Origin of the sequence: Achromobacter dolens (genome assembly GCF_902859745.1) — a bacterium.
In the GTDB taxonomy this organism is placed as follows: Bacteria; Pseudomonadota; Gammaproteobacteria; order Burkholderiales; family Burkholderiaceae_B; genus Achromobacter; species Achromobacter dolens.
Genome location: NZ_CADIJW010000030.1, coordinates 36,027 through 52,278, shown reverse-complemented (window position 1 = coordinate 52,278; position 16,252 = coordinate 36,027). Strand labels below are relative to the sequence as shown.

16 protein-coding genes are annotated in these 16,252 nt (G+C 66.5%); 3 read left to right on the top strand and 13 right to left on the bottom strand.

Annotation, left to right across the window (positions count from 1 at the left end; all coding sequences use genetic code 11):
- Positions 1-13 precede the first annotated feature (13 nt).
- From cyoE to HV783_RS19365, 4 genes are read right to left on the bottom strand one after another with little or no spacing between them, the layout of a single operon-like run.
- On the bottom strand, positions 14-904 hold the full coding sequence (cyoE, locus tag HV783_RS19380) for a heme o synthase (protein WP_006392377.1): 891 nt from the start codon (positions 902-904) through the stop codon (positions 14-16).
- A gap of 13 nt (positions 905-917) precedes the next feature.
- Positions 918-1,952 carry a COX15/CtaA family protein gene (locus HV783_RS19375; RefSeq protein WP_054503709.1) on the bottom strand — a complete coding sequence of 345 codons (1,035 nt, stop codon included), beginning with the start codon at positions 1,950-1,952 and terminating at the stop codon, positions 918-920.
- Between the two features lie 21 nt (positions 1,953-1,973).
- Positions 1,974-2,588, bottom strand: a complete 615-nt coding sequence (locus tag HV783_RS19370) for an SCO family protein (protein ID WP_231132921.1) — start codon at positions 2,586-2,588, stop codon at positions 1,974-1,976.
- Between the two features lie 45 nt (positions 2,589-2,633).
- Positions 2,634-3,431, bottom strand: coding sequence for an SURF1 family protein (locus HV783_RS19365; RefSeq protein WP_175189704.1), 798 nt, complete (start codon positions 3,429-3,431; stop codon positions 2,634-2,636).
- A 36-nt stretch (positions 3,432-3,467) separates the two neighbouring features.
- Between HV783_RS19365 and HV783_RS19360 the strand changes: the two genes are divergently transcribed.
- Positions 3,468-3,668: a twin transmembrane helix small protein gene (locus tag HV783_RS19360; RefSeq protein ID WP_006392373.1), complete on the top strand. Its 201-nt coding sequence runs from the start codon at positions 3,468-3,470 to the stop codon at positions 3,666-3,668.
- Positions 3,669-3,821: 153 nt separating this feature from the next.
- Here the strand turns inward: HV783_RS19360 and HV783_RS19355 are convergent, their stop codons facing one another.
- The 5 genes from HV783_RS19355 to coxB all read right to left on the bottom strand — a co-directional run bounded on the left by HV783_RS19355 (position 3,822) and on the right by coxB (position 7,994).
- Positions 3,822-4,697: a cytochrome c oxidase subunit 3 gene (locus tag HV783_RS19355; RefSeq protein WP_026383359.1), complete on the bottom strand. Its 876-nt coding sequence runs from the start codon at positions 4,695-4,697 to the stop codon at positions 3,822-3,824.
- 38 nt (positions 4,698-4,735) lie between these two features.
- Positions 4,736-4,960 carry a DUF2970 domain-containing protein gene (locus tag HV783_RS19350; RefSeq protein ID WP_006392371.1) on the bottom strand — a complete coding sequence of 75 codons (225 nt, stop codon included), beginning with the start codon at positions 4,958-4,960 and terminating at the stop codon, positions 4,736-4,738.
- Between the two features lie 6 nt (positions 4,961-4,966).
- A complete protein-coding gene (locus HV783_RS29365; RefSeq protein ID WP_020925592.1) occupies positions 4,967-5,095 on the bottom strand; it encodes a cytochrome oxidase small assembly protein in 129 nt (42 codons plus the stop codon).
- 35 nt (positions 5,096-5,130) lie between these two features.
- Positions 5,131-6,738: a cytochrome c oxidase subunit I gene (ctaD, locus tag HV783_RS19345; protein WP_049070636.1), complete on the bottom strand. Its 1,608-nt coding sequence runs from the start codon at positions 6,736-6,738 to the stop codon at positions 5,131-5,133.
- 98 nt (positions 6,739-6,836) lie between these two features.
- A complete protein-coding gene (gene coxB, locus HV783_RS19340; protein WP_049070634.1) occupies positions 6,837-7,994 on the bottom strand; it encodes a cytochrome c oxidase subunit II in 1,158 nt (385 codons plus the stop codon).
- Between the two features lie 294 nt (positions 7,995-8,288).
- Here coxB and HV783_RS19335 point away from each other — a divergent pair, with 294 nt between their 5' ends.
- Positions 8,289-9,095, top strand: a complete 807-nt coding sequence (locus tag HV783_RS19335; protein ID WP_054503712.1) for an NUDIX hydrolase — start codon at positions 8,289-8,291, stop codon at positions 9,093-9,095.
- A gap of 99 nt (positions 9,096-9,194) precedes the next feature.
- Here the strand turns inward: HV783_RS19335 and HV783_RS19330 are convergent, their stop codons facing one another.
- Complete coding sequence (locus tag HV783_RS19330; protein WP_064524562.1) at positions 9,195-12,041, bottom strand: cation:proton antiporter; 2,847 nt, start codon at positions 12,039-12,041, stop codon at positions 9,195-9,197.
- A 234-nt stretch (positions 12,042-12,275) separates the two neighbouring features.
- Between HV783_RS19330 and HV783_RS19325 the strand changes: the two genes are divergently transcribed.
- On the top strand, positions 12,276-13,070 hold the full coding sequence (locus HV783_RS19325; RefSeq protein WP_496350021.1) for a phosphodiesterase: 795 nt from the start codon (positions 12,276-12,278) through the stop codon (positions 13,068-13,070).
- A 327-nt stretch (positions 13,071-13,397) separates the two neighbouring features.
- Here the strand turns inward: HV783_RS19325 and rpoH are convergent, their stop codons facing one another.
- From rpoH to fghA, 3 genes are all read right to left on the bottom strand, one after another.
- On the bottom strand, positions 13,398-14,282 hold the full coding sequence (gene rpoH / locus HV783_RS19320) for an RNA polymerase sigma factor RpoH (protein WP_006388088.1): 885 nt from the start codon (positions 14,280-14,282) through the stop codon (positions 13,398-13,400).
- Between the two features lie 194 nt (positions 14,283-14,476).
- Positions 14,477-15,166: a hypothetical protein gene (locus HV783_RS19315; RefSeq protein ID WP_054503715.1), complete on the bottom strand. Its 690-nt coding sequence runs from the start codon at positions 15,164-15,166 to the stop codon at positions 14,477-14,479.
- Between the two features lie 96 nt (positions 15,167-15,262).
- The gene (fghA, locus tag HV783_RS19310) at positions 15,263-16,126 is read right to left on the bottom strand and encodes an S-formylglutathione hydrolase (RefSeq protein ID WP_175189702.1); all 864 of its coding nucleotides are present in this window, start codon (positions 16,124-16,126) and stop codon (positions 15,263-15,265) included.
- Between the last annotated feature and the right edge of the window lie 126 nt (positions 16,127-16,252).

Here is a 16,252-nt window from a genome sequence, read left to right as displayed (position 1 = left end):
TATCTCCAGGGGGTCAGATCAGCGCGACCCAGTGGTCCACCAGCAGGGCGCCGAACAGCAGCGCCAGGTAGAGAATGGAAAAACGGAACATGCTGCGCGCCAGCTCGTCGCTGTAGTTGCGGTACAGCCGCCAGGCGTACGACACGAACATGCCGCCCAGCACCAGCGCCGACGCCAGGTACAGCGCGCCGCTCATGCGGATCGCGGTGGGCAGCAGCGTGGTGGCGACCAGCGCGATGCTGTAGAGCAGGATCTGCAGGCGCGTGAACTGCTGGCCATGCGTCACCGGCAGCATCGGCAGGCCGGCCTTGACGTAGTCATGGTTGCGATACAGGGCCAGCGCCCAGAAATGCGGCGGCGTCCAGATGAAGATGATCAGCACCAGCAGCCAGGCCTCGGCCGGCACGGAATCGGCCACCGCCGCCCAGCCCAGCGCCGGCGGCATGGCGCCCGACAGGCCGCCGATGACGATGTTCTGCGGCGTGCGCGGCTTCAGGATGATGGTGTAGATGACGGCGTAGCCGACGAAGGTGGCGAAGGTCAGCCACATGGTCAGGGGGTTGACCAGCGTGTACAGCACGAACATGCCGGCGCCGCCCAGCAGGCCGGACAGGCTCAGCACCTGGAACGCGGAAATGGTGCCGCGCGCGGTGGCGCGCCGCGCTGTGCGCAGCATGCGGGCGTCGACTTCCTGCTCGATCAGGCAGTTGATGGCGAAGGCGGCGGCCGCCAGCAGCCAGATGCCGAGCGTGCCGAACAGCACGCGGCGCATGTCCGGCACGCCCGGCACGGCCAGGAACATGCCGATCACCGCGCAGAACACCGCCAATTGGGTGACGCGCGGCTTGGTGAGAACGAAATACTGGCGGAGCAATCCGGATTGGGGAGCGGCAAGACTGGTCATCATGCACCCTATTTTAAACGCGCACCGAATTGGGGCCGTAGCCCCCGGCCGGCGCCCCGCCCGCGGTGGACAGGCGCACCATCAGGACCACCGCGGCCAGCGTCAGGCCGGCGGCTCCACCATTGTGCAACACCGCGATCAACAAAGGCCACTGGAAGAAGATCGTCGTCAGGCCGGTCAGCAACTGCGCGCCCAGCAGCGCCAGCATGAGCGTGGCCGGTCCCCGCAGGCCGCGGTCGGCCCGCAGGCGCCAGGCCAGCACGCCCAGGTAGGCAAACACGACGAAGGCGAAATTGCGGTGCACCCAGTGGATCGCCGTCAGCGCCGGCTGCGAGATCATTTCGCCGGACGGCAGTTCGCCCAGCCCGCGGATGATGGAATAGCCGCCATGGAAGTCCATGTCCGGCACCCACTTGCCGTGGCACATGGGGAAATCCATGCAGGCCAGCGCCGCGTAGTTGGTGCTGACCCAGCCGCCCAGCGTCACCTGGATCAGCAGCAGGATGAAGCCGCCGACCACCCACGGTTTGAAGCGCCGCGCCGCGGCGGCCACCGCATGGTGCGGGCGTTCACGCGCCGACAGCCAGGTCATCAGCGCCAGCACCGACAGGCCGAACACCAGGTGCGCCGTGACCACGGCGGGCATGAGCTTGTGGGTCACGGTCCAGGCGCCGAACGCACCCTGCACGCACACCGCCACCAGCGTCGTCACCGCCAGGGCCGGCGAGCGGCCCAGTTCGCGGCGGTAGCGCCAGGCCATGTAGACGATGCCGATGATCAACATGCCCAGAATCGAGCCGACATAGCGATGGATCATCTCGATCCAGGCCTTGGACAGCGTCACCGGCCCGAACGGCATGGCCTGCGAGGCCTCGTGGATATCGCCCATCGCCCCCAGCGGCGTGACGCTGCCGTAGCAGCCGGGCCAGTCCGGGCAGCCCAGGCCCGAGTCCGTCAGGCGCACGAAGGCGCCGAACATGATCAGGTCCAGCGTCAGGAACCAGGTGAAGAAGACGAGTTTGCGATACCGCGCTTTGATGCGTTCCATGGAAATCAACTAAATACCGATTCAACCGATGCGCGAGTTATAGACCAGCTTGCTGATGTCCTTGCGCACCTTCACGCCGTCGGCATCGGCGGGATACTGCATCATCAGGTTGCCCAGGGGGTCGATCACCCAGATCGGCTGCGCCAGGCCGGGCTGTCCGGCCGCGGCATCGCGCGCCAGCAGGAAGCGCGCCAACTGGTCCGGATCGGCGCGCAGCATGATCGTGCCCTGGTAGGCCTCCAACACCTTGTCCGGCACCGGGCCATCGTCGGTGATGAACCAGACGCGCGCCAGGCGATCGACGTTCTTGCCCTGGCTGGCGTGGGTATTGCGGGTGATGTAGAGCTTGCGGGCGCAACTTTCCGGGCAGGCTGCACCGTCGGCCGCGACCAGCAGCCACTTGCCCTTCAGGCTCTGCAGGTCGAACGGCTTGCCGTCCAGCGTGGTCAGCTTGAGCGCCCCTGGCGCCGGCACGGGCCGCTGCGGCTCCACCAGTTGGCCGTAGTTGCTGGCGTCCGCCGGCCACCATTGCGGGTTCATGTAGACCACGAAGGCCGCCACGATAGGCGCCAGCGTGCACAGGAACACCAGCACCATCGGCGTCAGCGAGCGCCGGGCGGGTTTGGAAGCAGTCATGTCGCGAGCCACGTGGGTCATGGATTCTATTGTCGGGAGAGGCGGTCAGGCCGCCGGATCGTCGGCCGCGCGCTGGCGCATGCGCTTGATGGCGCCCCCCAGCACCACCAGCCAGGCGATGGCGGCAAACAAGGCGAAGGAAAACCACTCGACGGCGTACACCGTGTTCTGCTGGAAATTCACCGACGGCTGCGGCCAGTCGTGCACCAGCCCGTCGTCCTCGCCCAGGCCGAACTGGCTCACCACCGTGGGCAGCAGGGTCAGTCCGGTGGCCTTTGCGTAGGCCTCCAGCGGCAGGTTCTGCACCTGCGGCACGACGCCACCGGCGGCCGGCAGCGTGGCAGGCAGGCTGGAGGCGTCCTGGCCGCCCAGCGACCACAGCTCGAACATGCGCGGCACGCGCGGCGACAGCTCGCCCTTGATGGTCTGTACGCCTTCAGGCGCGACGGGCAGCACCGGGGCGCCCTGGCCCTGGATCACCCGCGGCAGCCAGCCGCGCAGCACCAGCACCGCCGTGCGCTTTTCCGCATCCAGCAGCAGCGGCGTGGCCAGCCAGTAGCCCGGCTTGCCATCGTGGTTGCGGTTGTCCAGCAGTACACTGAATTCAGGCAGCCAGGTGCCGCTGGCCTGCGCCACGCGCCACGGCTTCAGGTCGGCCGGCGCGGTCGACGGCGCCAGCACCAGCGGCGCTTGCTTGCGGCCGGCCTCGATAGCCGCCAGAATGTCGCGTCGCTCGTCGGCCCGCCGCAGTTGCCATTGGCCCAGCGAGGCCAGGATCACCACGGCGATCCCCAGCAGGAGCAAAGCGGCTACCGTGTAGCGGGTTGAATGCGGTCGGGCCATCTGTATTGAATCAATCGATTTTGTCCGGAGACCATCATGCGCGTTTTCGTCGTACTGGCCTTCATCGGTATCCTGGCCAGTCTGGCATCCGCCCTGGTCTACCTGATGCGGGACAAAGGCAGCACCAACCGCACGGTCAACGCGCTGACGGTGCGCATCGGCCTGTCGGTGGCGCTGTTCCTGTTCGTGCTGTTCGCCCACCACATGGGCTGGATCGAAAGCACCGGGCTTAGATAGCCCCGCTGGCCGCCGGTTCCCGGCGCGCGTCCAGCCGCCTATTGGAACACGGACCGCCATCGAGCGAAGGGCGAGGCCGGCGGCGCCGGTTTCCCGGCGGCCCGCCAGCCTCGCCCCGTCCAGCCGCCGGCCCGGCAGCGCCGGGCCCGCGCCTCAGAACCAGTAGACGAACAGGTACAGGCCCAGCCACACCACGTCCACGAAGTGCCAGTACCAGGCGGCGCCTTCGAAGCCGAAGTGGTGATCGGGCCGGAAATGGCCGCGCATCAGGCGGATCAGGATGACCGTCAGCATCGTGGCGCCCAGGATCACGTGGAAGCCGTGAAAGCCCGTCAGCATATAGAACAGCGAACCGTAGGCGCCCGAATTGAACTTCAGGTTCAGCTCGGTGTACGCATGGTGGTATTCGGCGGCCTGGCAGGCCACGAAGATGAAACCCAGGATGACCGTGGCGGCCAGCCAGAACATGGTCTTGCCGCGATGGTTCTCGCGCAGCGCGTGGTGGGCGATGGTCAGCGTCACGCCCGAGCTCAGCAGCAGCGCGGTGTTGATCGTCGGCAGCCAGAAGGGGCCCACGGTCTGGAAGTGCTCGACCACGCCGGCCGGACCGAAGTTGGGCCACACCGCCTGGAAGTCGGGCCACAGCATCAGGCGGTGGTCCATGTCGCCCAGCCACGGCGTGGTGATGGTGCGCACGTACCACAGGGCGCCGAAGAACGCCGCGAAGAACATCACTTCCGAGAAGATGAACCAGCTCATGCCCCAACGGTACGACCCGTCGATGCGCTTGCTGTTCATGCCGGCCTCGGATTCCTGGATGGCGTCGCCGAACCAGTAGTACAGCACCACGATCAGCGCGATGAAGCCGACCAGCACCGACCACTTGGCCCAGCTCACGCCGTTGATCCAGCCGGCGGCGCCCAGGCCCATGAGCAGCAGCGCCACCGCCGTGCGCACGGGATGACCCGAATCGGCGGGCACGTAGTAATAGGGTGCCTCTTTACCTTGAACCGAGTGGCTTGCACTCATGGCTTTCTCCCTGGTACTGATTTATAGAATTAAGTGATTCAAGTCAGGCTGGAAACCGCCCAACGCACAATTAACACCAGCACGGTCACGAAGATCGCCGCCGCCAACAGTCCCGCCACGATCACGTGCACGGGATTGAGCCTGGCGCTGTCCTCGCGGTAGCCCGCGCCCTTGCGGACGCCGAAAAACCCCCACGCCACCGCCTTCATCGTCTGAAGAAAACTCAGCTTGCGCTGGGCGGATTCACGCAGGTCGTCGCTCATGGTTCGCTAGCCGCCGATGGCTTTGCCCGCCAGCAGCGCCGAACCGCGGAACACGGTCCAGGCGAACACGGCGATGACGAATACCAGCAGAACCAGTCCTGCGATCTTGTTGCGTCGGCGCTGCTCGGGGGTCATGGCCATGCTGCCTGTTGCGGGTTTCGGATCGGCGCTCACTTGACTTCGGGCGGCGTCTCGAAGGTGTGGAACGGCGCGGGCGACGGCACCGTCCATTCCAGGCCTTCGGCGCCTTCCCACGGCTTGGCGGTGGCCTTCTCGCCCTTGCCCATGTAGCAGCGCAGCACCGCCCACAGGAAGATCAGTTGCGACAGGCCGAACCAGAACGCGCCGATGGTGGCGATCTGGTGGAACGTCGTGAACTGCGCGGCGTAGTCGGCGTAACGGCGCGGCATGCCGGCCAGGCCCAGGAAGTGCATCGGAAAGAAGGTCACGTTGAACGAGATCAGCGTCGACCAGAAGTGCAGCTTGCCCAGCTTTTCGCTGTACATGCGGCCGGTCCACTTGGGCAGCCAGTAGTAGGTGCCGGCGAACAGCGCGAACAGCGAGCCGGCCACCAGCACATAGTGGAAGTGGGCCACCACGTAATACGTGTCGTGCACCTGGATGTCGATCGGCGCCACCGAGAGGATCAGGCCGGTGAAGCCGCCCATGGTGAACACGAAGATGAAGCCGATCGAGAACAGCATCGGCGTCTCGAACGTCATCGAGCCGCGCCACATGGTGGCGACCCAGTTGAACACCTTCACCCCGGTCGGGATGGAGATGAGCATGGTGGCGTACATGAAGTAGAGCTGGCCGGTCACCGGCATGCCCGTCGTGAACATGTGGTGGGCCCACACGATGAACGACAGCACGGCGATCGAGGCGGTGGCATACACCATCGAGGCGTAGCCGAACAGCTTCTTGCGGGCGAACGCGGGCACGATGGCCGACACGATACCGAACGCCGGCAGGATCATGATGTAGACCTCGGGATGCCCGAAGAACCAGAACACGTGCTGGTACAGCACCGGGTCGCCGCCGGCGGCGGCGTTGAAGAAGCCGGTGCCGAAGTGGCGGTCGGTCAGCACCATGGTGATGGCGGCGGCCAGCACCGGCATCACGGCCAGCAGCAGGAACGCGGTGATCAGCCAGGTCCAGCAGAACAGCGGCATCTTCATCAGCGTCATGCCCGGCGCGCGCATGTTCAGCACGGTCACGATGATGTTGATGGCGCCCATGATGGAGGACGCGCCCATGATGTGCATGGCGAAGATGGCCAGGTCCATGCCCGGGCCCATCTGCAGCGACAGCGGCGCGTACAGCGTCCAGCCGGCGGCGGTGGCGCCGCCCGGCACGAAGAACGAGGCCGTCAGCATGATCGCGGCCACCGGCAGCAGCCAGAAGCTGAAGTTGTTCATGCGGGCGAACGCCATGTCGGACGCGCCGATCTGCATCGGGATCATCCAGTTCGCGAAGCCCACGAACGCCGGCATGATGGCGCCGAACACCATGATCAGGCCGTGCATGGTGGTGAACTGGTTGAACAGTTCGGGGCGGAAGAACTGCAGGCCCGGCTCGAACAGCTCGGTACGCAGCAGCAGCGCCAGCGTGCCGCCTTCGAGCAGCATGACGAACGAGAAGATGAGATACATCGTCCCGATGTCTTTGTGGTTGGTGGCGAAAAGCCAGCGGCGCCAGCCGGTGGGGGTGGCGTGGTGGTGGTCATCGTGACCGTGGCCGTGGCCCGGCGACACGTGGTCTACAGTGACGCTGCTCATGATGGACTCCTTCCTGCTGAGTGCCGGCTCCGTTCCACGGAACCGGCAGGGTATCTCTGACTAAACGGAACCAGCTCTGCGTTGGGAAGCGGGCGCGATCAACGCGCGGCCGCCACGTCCTTCGGCATCACTGTCGGGTCCTGCCCCTTGCCGGCGTTGCTCCAGGCATGGCGCGTATAGCTGATGACCGCGGCGATCTCGACATCATTGAGCTGGGGACCGAACGCCGCCATGGCGGTGCCGGGCTTGCCCTTCAGCACGGTGTTGATCTGGGCGGCTTTGGGGCCCAGCACAACCTTGTCTCCATCGAGGGCGGGGAAGCTGCCCGGGATGCCCTTGCCGTTGGCCTGGTGACAGGCCACGCAATTGGCGGCGAAGACCTTCTCGCCACGGGCAACCAGTTCGGCTTCCGTCCACTCTTTATTGGGATCGTCGGCGTTTGCCGCCATCTTCTTCTTTTGGTCCTCAACCCACTTATCGTAGTCCGCTTGCGCCAGGACTTCCACGACGATGGGCATGAAGGCGTGGTCCTTGCCGCACAGTTCGGCGCACTGGCCACGGTAGATACCGGGCTTTTCGGCGCGGAACCAGGCGTCGCGCAGGAAACCGGGGATCGCGTCCTGCTTGACGCCGAAGTCCGGGATCATCCAGGAGTGGATGACGTCGGCGGCGGTCAGGACGACGCGCACCTTCTTGTCCACGGGCACCACCATGTGGTTGTCCGTTTCCATCAGGTAGAACTGGCCCTTGGGCTCGCGGCCTTCGATCTGGGCGCGCGGCGTGGACAGGGTGGCGAGGAACTTGACGCCAGCGGCGGGGCCGTCGAGGTATTCGTAGCCCCACTTCCACTGGTAGCCGGTGACCTTGATGGTCAGGTCGGCGCTGGAAGTGTCTTTCATGGCGACGACCGTCTTGGTGGCCGGCAGCGCCATGGCGATGACGATGATGAAGGGGATGACCGTCCAGGCCACTTCCACGCCGAGGTGTTCGTGGAAGGTCGCGGCCTTGTGTCCGCGGGATTTCCGGTGCGCCCAGATGGAGTAGAACATCACTCCGAAGACGCCCACGAAAATCACAATACAGATCGTGAGCAGTAGCCAGTGCAACCACATGACATCACGCGTGATCTGCGTAACGCCCTCATGCAGGTTCAGCTGATTGACCTTCGGGCCGCCGGGCATGTCTTGCACCTGGGCAATGGCCGCGCTGCCAATCAGCAGCGCACAAGCGCCCAGTATCCCTCTCCACTTCTTCATGCTTACCTCGAAACACGGCGCGAGGGCCCTTGTCGCCTGTTGGCACGGATGTCACTGCAACAGGACTACGCGCAATTATTAGATGGCAGGGTTAGGCAGGGGGAGATAGAGCGGCCCCCGCGTTCCCACTCGAAATCACAAAGAAACTGGCGGATTATAGCGGACGCGCAAATGGATGTAAGTTTGTGCTCTTGAATTCATACCGCCCGCCCCCATCTGCGCGCGTTCGTTCACGACCCAGGGTAAACAGGGGTGGCATAAAATCGCGGACAGTCTTATTAACACCGCCTCACGATGCCCAAACAGTTGTCCGATCTGTATGCCGCCCTGAGCGCACGGGCCCAGGAGCCTGCCCCGGTTGGCGCGCACGCGCTCTATATAGCGGGGCGCCGCTGCGGCTGGGCCACGCATGCCGCCTGCGATGCCTTGCGGGGCGCCGCCCATATCGAGTCCGATGCCGACGCCTTGCACATCGGCGCGAGGCTGTCGCCCGGCCCGGCCCTCGACGCGGCGCTCGAACAGGTCGCGCAACTGTTGCGCCAAGCCAACTGCCTGCGCGGTTGGCGCGATGAATTACTCGACGTGCTGGATGGCGACACCGCGCTCGGCGTCATCGAACGCGCGGCGATGCGGCCGCTGGGCCTGTTGACCAAGGCCGTCCACCTGAACGCCTGGACGCCCGATGGCCGCATCTGGATCGCCCGGCGCGCGCTCAGCAAATCCACCGACCCCGGCATGTGGGACACCCTGGTGGGCGGCCTGGCCGGCCGCGGCGAAGACCTGGACGTTGCACTGGTGCGCGAATGCGGCGAGGAAGCCGGCCTGGACGCGCCGGACCTGGCGCAGCGCTCGCCGCTGCGCACCATCCTGCGCATCCACCGCCGCCTGCCCGAGGGCTACCAGGTCGAGGACGTGCTGACCAGCACCTGCGTGCTGGCGGCGGACGCGCGGCCCGCCAACCGCGATGGCGAAGTGATGGAAATCGCGGCCGCCGACGTCGACACCGTGGTGCGGCGCGTGGCCGACGGAGAGTTCACGCTCGAAGCGGCGCTGGTGATCATCGAAGACATCATGCAGCGCCGGGCGGCCGGCGAAATCTGAACCGGCGCTCCCGCGCGGCGGGCCGATGCGCCCAGCGGCGCGGGGCTCAGACAGCGCGCGGCACGACCGCGCCGGCCTGCCGGCGCGCACCTGCCCGCATCAGGCGCTGGCGCCTCCCGGCGCCGCATCCGTCTCGCGCGCATCGGCCTTGTGCGCGTCGGCCTGGCGCGTCTCCACTTGTTGCAACGGCGCGGCGTGCGTCTCGACCTGTAGCGGCTGCGCGGGATGCGCCTCGACAGGCCGTGTCTCGACCTGCCGCGGACGTTGTTGCTGCGGCTCCGACCCGCTTCCCACTGCCGGCAGCGCCACCGCTGCGCCCGGCTCGGCCGCCCTCAACGCCTGCACCGCCCGCGTATCGAGGCCGCTCTGCACCCCCGCGGCCTCGGCCGCTTCCGCCGCCTGTGAGGGCGAAGGCGCCGACGCCGGCGCGGGAGCGGGCGCGGGCGTCGCGTTGGCCTGCGAGAACTGCTTCCAGACCTCGATCGCCCGCAGGCGCTGCTTGGCCACCACCTGGATGCGTTCGCGCAGGTTTTCGTCGCGGGCAAGCAGGGCGTGGAAATCGCGCGACGACAGCATCAGCAGCTTGCTGTAGCCCAGCGAGGTCACCTCGGGCGCGATCTGCTGTTCGCCCAGCAGGCCGAGTTCGCCGAAGAACTCGCCGCTGCCCAGTTCGATCATGGTGTTGTCCGGCAGGTGCACCGCCACCGCGCCCGACGCCACGAAGCACATCTCTTCGCCATGCCGCCCCTTGGTCAGCACGCGCTGGTCGGGCAACGACAGGCGCGGCTTGAGCAGCTTGCTGATGGCGCGCAACGAATCGGCCGACAGCCCCTCGAACAGCGGCACGCGCTTGATCAGGTCGGCCGCGCTCATTTCGATGTCCAGCGGCGGATGCGTGTCGATGTGCGCCCAGCGGCTCTTCAACTGCGCCATCAGGTCGGCGTAGACCTCGCCGCTGATCAGGAACTGCTCCAGCATGTCGCGATAGCGGATCCGTTCCAGCTCGCGCGCCACCCGGCCGAGGTAGCTCTCCTGCAGCCACTGCGCGTACGACGGATATTGCAGGTTCAGCGCCTGCATCGCGTTTTCGATCAGGTCCAGGCGGCGCTGGTGCAGCGACACGATGCGCTGCGTGGCGGTTTCGCCCAGCAGCGGCGTGATCTGCTCGCGCGCGAACACGATCAGGCGCTGGGCCACCGATCGCTTGCTCATCAGGTTGGCGAAACGCTGGCCCAGTTCGCGCGCCAGCCAGCCCTGGAAACCGAACAGGTAGTGCAGCCGCAAGGCCAGCCGGAAGCCGGTGGAATAGCGCACGTCGGCAATGATGGCGCGCTCGAAGCCCGGCACCCCGCCCATGCGGATCGCGTCCTCCAGCCGTTCGGCCCGCGCCAGCAGCGTTTCCGCCATGCGCCAGTCGACGATCTGCGCCTTGAGGATGTCGAAGAACATTTCCTCCTCGCGCTGCGCCACGATCGCCAGCCCGACGGCCACCCGCTGCTCGTCGCTCATCTGGCTGACCTGGCCATCGTGCACGCTGGTCAGGCTGGCGTCGAACACCGCGCGGATACGGTCGCGCACCTCGCTGCCGATGTGCTCGGTCTTGGCCACTTCTTCGGTCTTGCCCTGCAGGTCCTCCAGCGCCACCGCCAGCGCCTGGTTGCGGATGGTGCGCTCGACCGGCGACAACTGGTTCAGCCCCAGCATGCGGATCAGCGGCCGCAGGCTGATGCCGTTGACGAACAGCGTCAACAGCACGAAACCGGTGGTGGCCACGGCGATGAACTGGCGCGCCTCCTCGGGCACGCCGGTCTGCTCGGTCACGGCCAGGGCCAGGGCCAGCGACACCGCGCCGCGCAGGCCGCCCCACAGCATCACCACCTTGTAGGGATTGCTGACCTTGGTGCCCAGCTTGGTCAGCCCCAGCAACGGCAGCAGCCCGAACACCACGATGGCCCGCGCCACCAGCGTCGCCACGAACACCACCGCCACCAGCACCAGTTCCTGCCAGTCGGCGGCCGCCATCAGCTTGGGAATCAGCATGGCCGCGAACAGGAAGATGAGGGAGTTGGCCCAGAAGCCGAATTGTTCCCAGGCGCTCGACAGGTATTCGAAGGTGGTCGGCGACATGCGGGTGCGGCCGGTCGACCCCACCACCAGGCCGGCGATCACCGTGGCGACCACGCCCGACACGTTCAGGTAGTGCTCGGAAATGAAGAAGGACAGGTAGGCCAGCGTCAGCGTCAGCGTGATCTCGGCCGTGGGAAAGCCGCGCAGCCAGGCGAACAGGAAACAGGCCAGCCGCCCCATGGCGAAACCGGCGATGCCGCCGCCGATGAAGTGCACAATGAAGTCATTGAAGATGCCGCTGGCGGTCAACTCGCCATGGCCGCCCAGCACGGCCAGCAGCACCGAGTACAGGGCGATCGACGCGGCGTCGTTGAACAGGCTTTCGCCTTCGACCAGCGTGGTCAGGCGCTTGGGCGCGCCCACTTCGCGGAAGATGCCCACCACCGCCACCGGGTCGGTGGTCGCCACGATGGCCCCCAGCAGCAGGCAGACCACCAGGCCATAGGGCGAGATCGCGTCCAGCGTCACGCCCACCACCACCGTGCACACCACCACGGCGACGATCGCCATCATCAGGATCGGGCCGATGTCGTCCATCAGCCGCCGTACGTTCATGGACAGCGCGGTTTCGAACAGCAGCACCGGCAGGAACACCATCAGGAAGGTCTCGGAGGAAATCTCGAACCGCTCCAGCGAATCCAGGAAGTCGCCGATCCAGCTCGGCGCCCAGCCATGGACGTGCACGATGATGCCCAGCAGGCAGCCGACGATTGCCAGCAGCACCGAGTAGGGCAGCTTGAGGCGGCCAGCCAGCGGCGGCATGAAGCACACCAGGGTCAACAGCCCGGCCAGGCCGAATACGAGAAAACCTACATCCATGGATAACGCCGCGTCCCGATCATGAAGCTTGTGAGAAGTTCCACAAGAATAGCGGGTTTTCCAGTCGATTCCGGCGAACGGCTATTTCCGGCGCACGTTTCGTTACCCCGATCGGGTGGGGCGATACGCGCCAGGACATGTTTTTTAGGTAAGGTAGGAGCCCGTGCAGAAACTTCGCAGGAGCCGCACTTGGCACGCGTCCATACCCTGGCCCGGCGCACCGACGCCCCAGCCATGCTCGTCCAGTTGACCGATTGCCACCTGTTCGGCGAACCGGGCACCGCGATGCTCGGCGTCAACACCGATGCCAGCCTGCGCGCCGTGCTGCGCCAGATCGAGGCCGACGGCAAGCACCCCGACCTGCTGCTGGCCACGGGCGACCTGTCCCAGGACGGCGAGCCCGCCGCCTACCAGCGCCTGGCCGCCATCCTGGGCGCCGCGCCGGCGCTGGAGGGCGCCCGGATCCGTTGCCTGCCGGGCAACCACGACCTGCCTGTGGCGATGCGCCATGAACTGCCCGAATGGTCGGTGCCCGTGACGGACGTGGGCGCCTGGCGCGTGGTTTCGCTGGACACCACCGTGCCCGGCTCGAACGCCGGCCACCTGCCCGACAGCCAGCTCGATCTGCTGGAAGCGGCGCTGGCCGAGGCGCCCGGACGACACACGCTGCTGGCCATGCACCACAACCCGATGCAGATCGACAGCCACTGGCATGATTCGATGATGATCGACAACCCGCAGGCGCTGTTCAAGCTGTTGGCGCGCTGGCCGCAGGTGCGTGTGCTGCTGTGGGGCCACGTGCACCATGAGTTCGACCGCCGCCGCCACAACCTGCGCATGCTGGCCACGCCCTCCACCTGCTTCCAGTTCAGCATCCGCGACGGCAAGCATGTGGTCGACAACCTCGCCCCCGGGTATCGCTGGATCAAGCTCTACCAGGATGGCTCGATGGCCACCGGCGTGCGGCGCGTGCAGGACGCCCTGTGGCATGCAACGCAGCCCGGTCCGGCCAGCGCGCAGGCGGCCTGAACGGCCCGACGCGTTTGGCGCGCGCAATAAAAAACGGGGCACCATATGCGTGGTGCCCCGCAAGCATCCGTCTCATAGGGGAGGGGAAAGAGGAGAAGCCGAGACGGATGACAAGACTGCCAACCAAAGTTTGCGGTCTACGTGAAGTTAGGCGGGGCGCACTGCATTAAGTTTCTGAAATCGGCGGTTATTTCGCGGCGAATTTGTATCAATTTATTGGTGCGACGCGACAATGGCCGCCACGGCCCCTTCCCTGGGTCTGGGCGGTCGGCGGGGCAAATGGAAAGGGCCGCGAATCGCGGCCCTGGGCATGGATGCGGCGGGAAATCAGGCGGCCAGGTTGCCGCGCATCTTCTTCAACGCGGCGGCCTCGATCTGGCGGATGCGTTCGGCCGACACGCCGAATTCCTGCGCCAGCTCGTGCAGCGTGGCGCCGCCGTCGTCCTGCAGCCAGCGGGCCTCGACGATGCGGCGCGAACGCGGGTCGAGTGCTTCCAGCGCGCTCGACAGGCCCGAGCTCTGCAACTGGTCGCGGGCGGCGCGTTCCAGCACGCGGGTCGGCTCCTGGCGGCCTTCGTCGGACAGGTAGGCGATGGGCGCGTAGCTGTCGTCATCGTCGTCCTGGTTCTCGAGCGACATGTCGCGGCCGGACAGGCGCACTTCCATTTCGCTGACATCCTCGCGGCGCACGTTGAGTTCGCGCGCGATGTGATCGACCTGTTCCGGATCCAGCGTCTGGCCGTCCGGCCGCATGCTGCGCAGGTTGAAGAACAGCTTGCGCTGCGCCTTGGTGGTCGCCACCTTGACCAGCCGCCAGTTGCGGATGATGTATTCGTGGATTTCGGCCTTGATCCAGTGCACGGCGAACGACACCAGGCGCACGCCGCGCTCGGGGTCGAACCGCTTGACGGCCTTCATCAGGCCGACATTGCCTTCCTGGATCAGGTCGGCGTGGGGCAATCCATAGCCCAGGTACTGGCGCGCGACCGACACCACCAGGCGCAGGTGCGACAACACCAGCTCGCGCGCGGCGCCCAGGTCTTCGCTGTCGCGCAGGCGGCGGCCGAGTTCGGTTTCGCGTTCGGCCGACAGGACCGGCAGGCGGTTCACGGCCGAGATGTAGGCATCGATCGTGCCGAGCGCGCCCGGATTGGCGATGGCCAACGCCAGAGCGTTGCCGGACGTGGCCAACGAGGTACTGGGTTGCTTCATTGCGGCGGTCTCCGGAAAGCGAAGGGGTAAAGACATGGATTCGATGTTAGCACTCTAGTAAAGGGAGTGCTAATTCGACTATTGCGACGCGTCAAAGTTTCCTCCACGCGATGCGACCCCATTTTAAATTCCGACCTGCCCGCAGGGCCATCCGCCTTGCCGGGCAGGCCATCGCACGGCTCCGGACGCGTTGGCTACCACCCCAGCCGCTTCAGTCCCGCCGCGGTGGCCTCGCCATCCGGGCGTACGAACAACGCGCCGCGGGGATCCATATAGACCTGGTATTTCGCGCCATCGAACAGCGGCATGTAGGCCGCGCTGCCAAATTGGACATCGACGAAGGGAAACCAGTTCGGGAAGCTCTGTTTGAGCGACCCCAGGTCCGGCGCCGGCCAGTCGTCCAGCGCATGCACCGAACGCGTCGCCGAGGCCTCGCGCGCGGCGTCGCTGTAGCGGCCGGACAGGCGCTCCAGGCGATACAGCGGCGACACGCCCGCCATCAGGGCCGGCAGGCGCCAGCGCACCACGCGGGCGTCGATCTGCCATTGGTCGCCATACAGCACATATTGCTTGGCGCCCACGCCCGGCGCGGCGGCGCTGACCTGGAACTGGCCTTCCGCCTGCTGGCGGACCTCGATCCGGGCCACCGGTTCGTCGGTGGTCAGCTTGAAGAACTGGACCAGCGACAGCGCCAGCAGCCCCGACACGCCGCCCAGCAACAGCAGCAACAGGCCGAACACGCGCCGCACGGGGCGGAACTGGAAGGTGCGCCGGCCGCGCTCGTCGCGCGGGCCGCCCTTGCCCAGCAGCATCGCCAGGCCCGGCAGGAAGACGACCACCGCGGCCAGCAGAATCCAGACGAAGGGAGCGATTCCGTTGATCAAATCAGCCGATCCTATGCAAAGGGCGCCGCGGCCAGGGGCCGGGCGGGAGCCGCCGCGGGCCTGCCACGGCAGGCCGCCCAGTATAGAAGCGAGGGGTCAGGCGACCGGCTTTCCAAGCCGCTCGACGTGAAACCGGATGTGATCCTCGATGAAGGTCGAGATGAAGTAATAGCCATGGTCGTAGCCGTCCTGGCGGCGCAGCACCAGGGGCTGGCCGGCGCTGGCGCAGGCGGCCTCGAATACCTCGGGATACAACTGCTCGGCCAGGAACTGGTCGGCGGTGCCCTGGTCGACCAGGATGCCGCCGGGGAATGGCTGGCGCAAGCCGCGCATCAGGGCCGAGGCGTCGTAGGCGGCCCAGTCGTCACGGTTCTCGCCCAGGTAGGCGCCGAACGCCTTCTGGCCCCACGGGCACTGGCTGGGCGCGGCGATCGGGGCGAACGCCGAGACCGACCGGAACTTGCCCGGGTGACGCAGCGCCAGCACCAGCGCGCCGTGACCGCCCATCGAATGGCCGAAGATGCCGACGCGCGCGGCGTCGCCGGGCAGGGCGGTGGTGACGATGCCATGCAGCTCGCGGGTCACGTAGCTATCCATGCGGTAGTGGGCGCGCCAGGCCGTGGTGGTCGCGTCCAGGTAGAACCCAGCGCCGGTGCCCAGGTCCCAGCTCTCGTCTTCGCCCGGCACGTTGGCGCCGCGCGGACTGGTGTCGGGCGCCACCAGCATCACGCCCAGTTCGGCGGCCAGGCGCTGGGCGCCCGCCTTGATCATGAAGGTTTCCTCGGTGCAGGTCAGGCCGGCCAGGTAGAACAGCACCGGCACCGGGCCGTGCTCGGCCTGCGGCGGGACGAACACCGAAAACCGCATCGGCAGGCCGATCTCGGCCGACTCATGGCGGTAATAGCGCTGCGAACCCCCGAAACAACGATGCTGGGAAATGAGTTCCAGGGAGGCGGGCATGGGAGGTCTCCGGGTCTGAGGCTGAAGAAAATTCGGTCGGAATTAGGGTATATCCACGGTACGAGGATCCGTCGCCGAATGTTAACCTGCCCGAATCGGAGTCCTTTCCACAAAAAGTAGCGATTC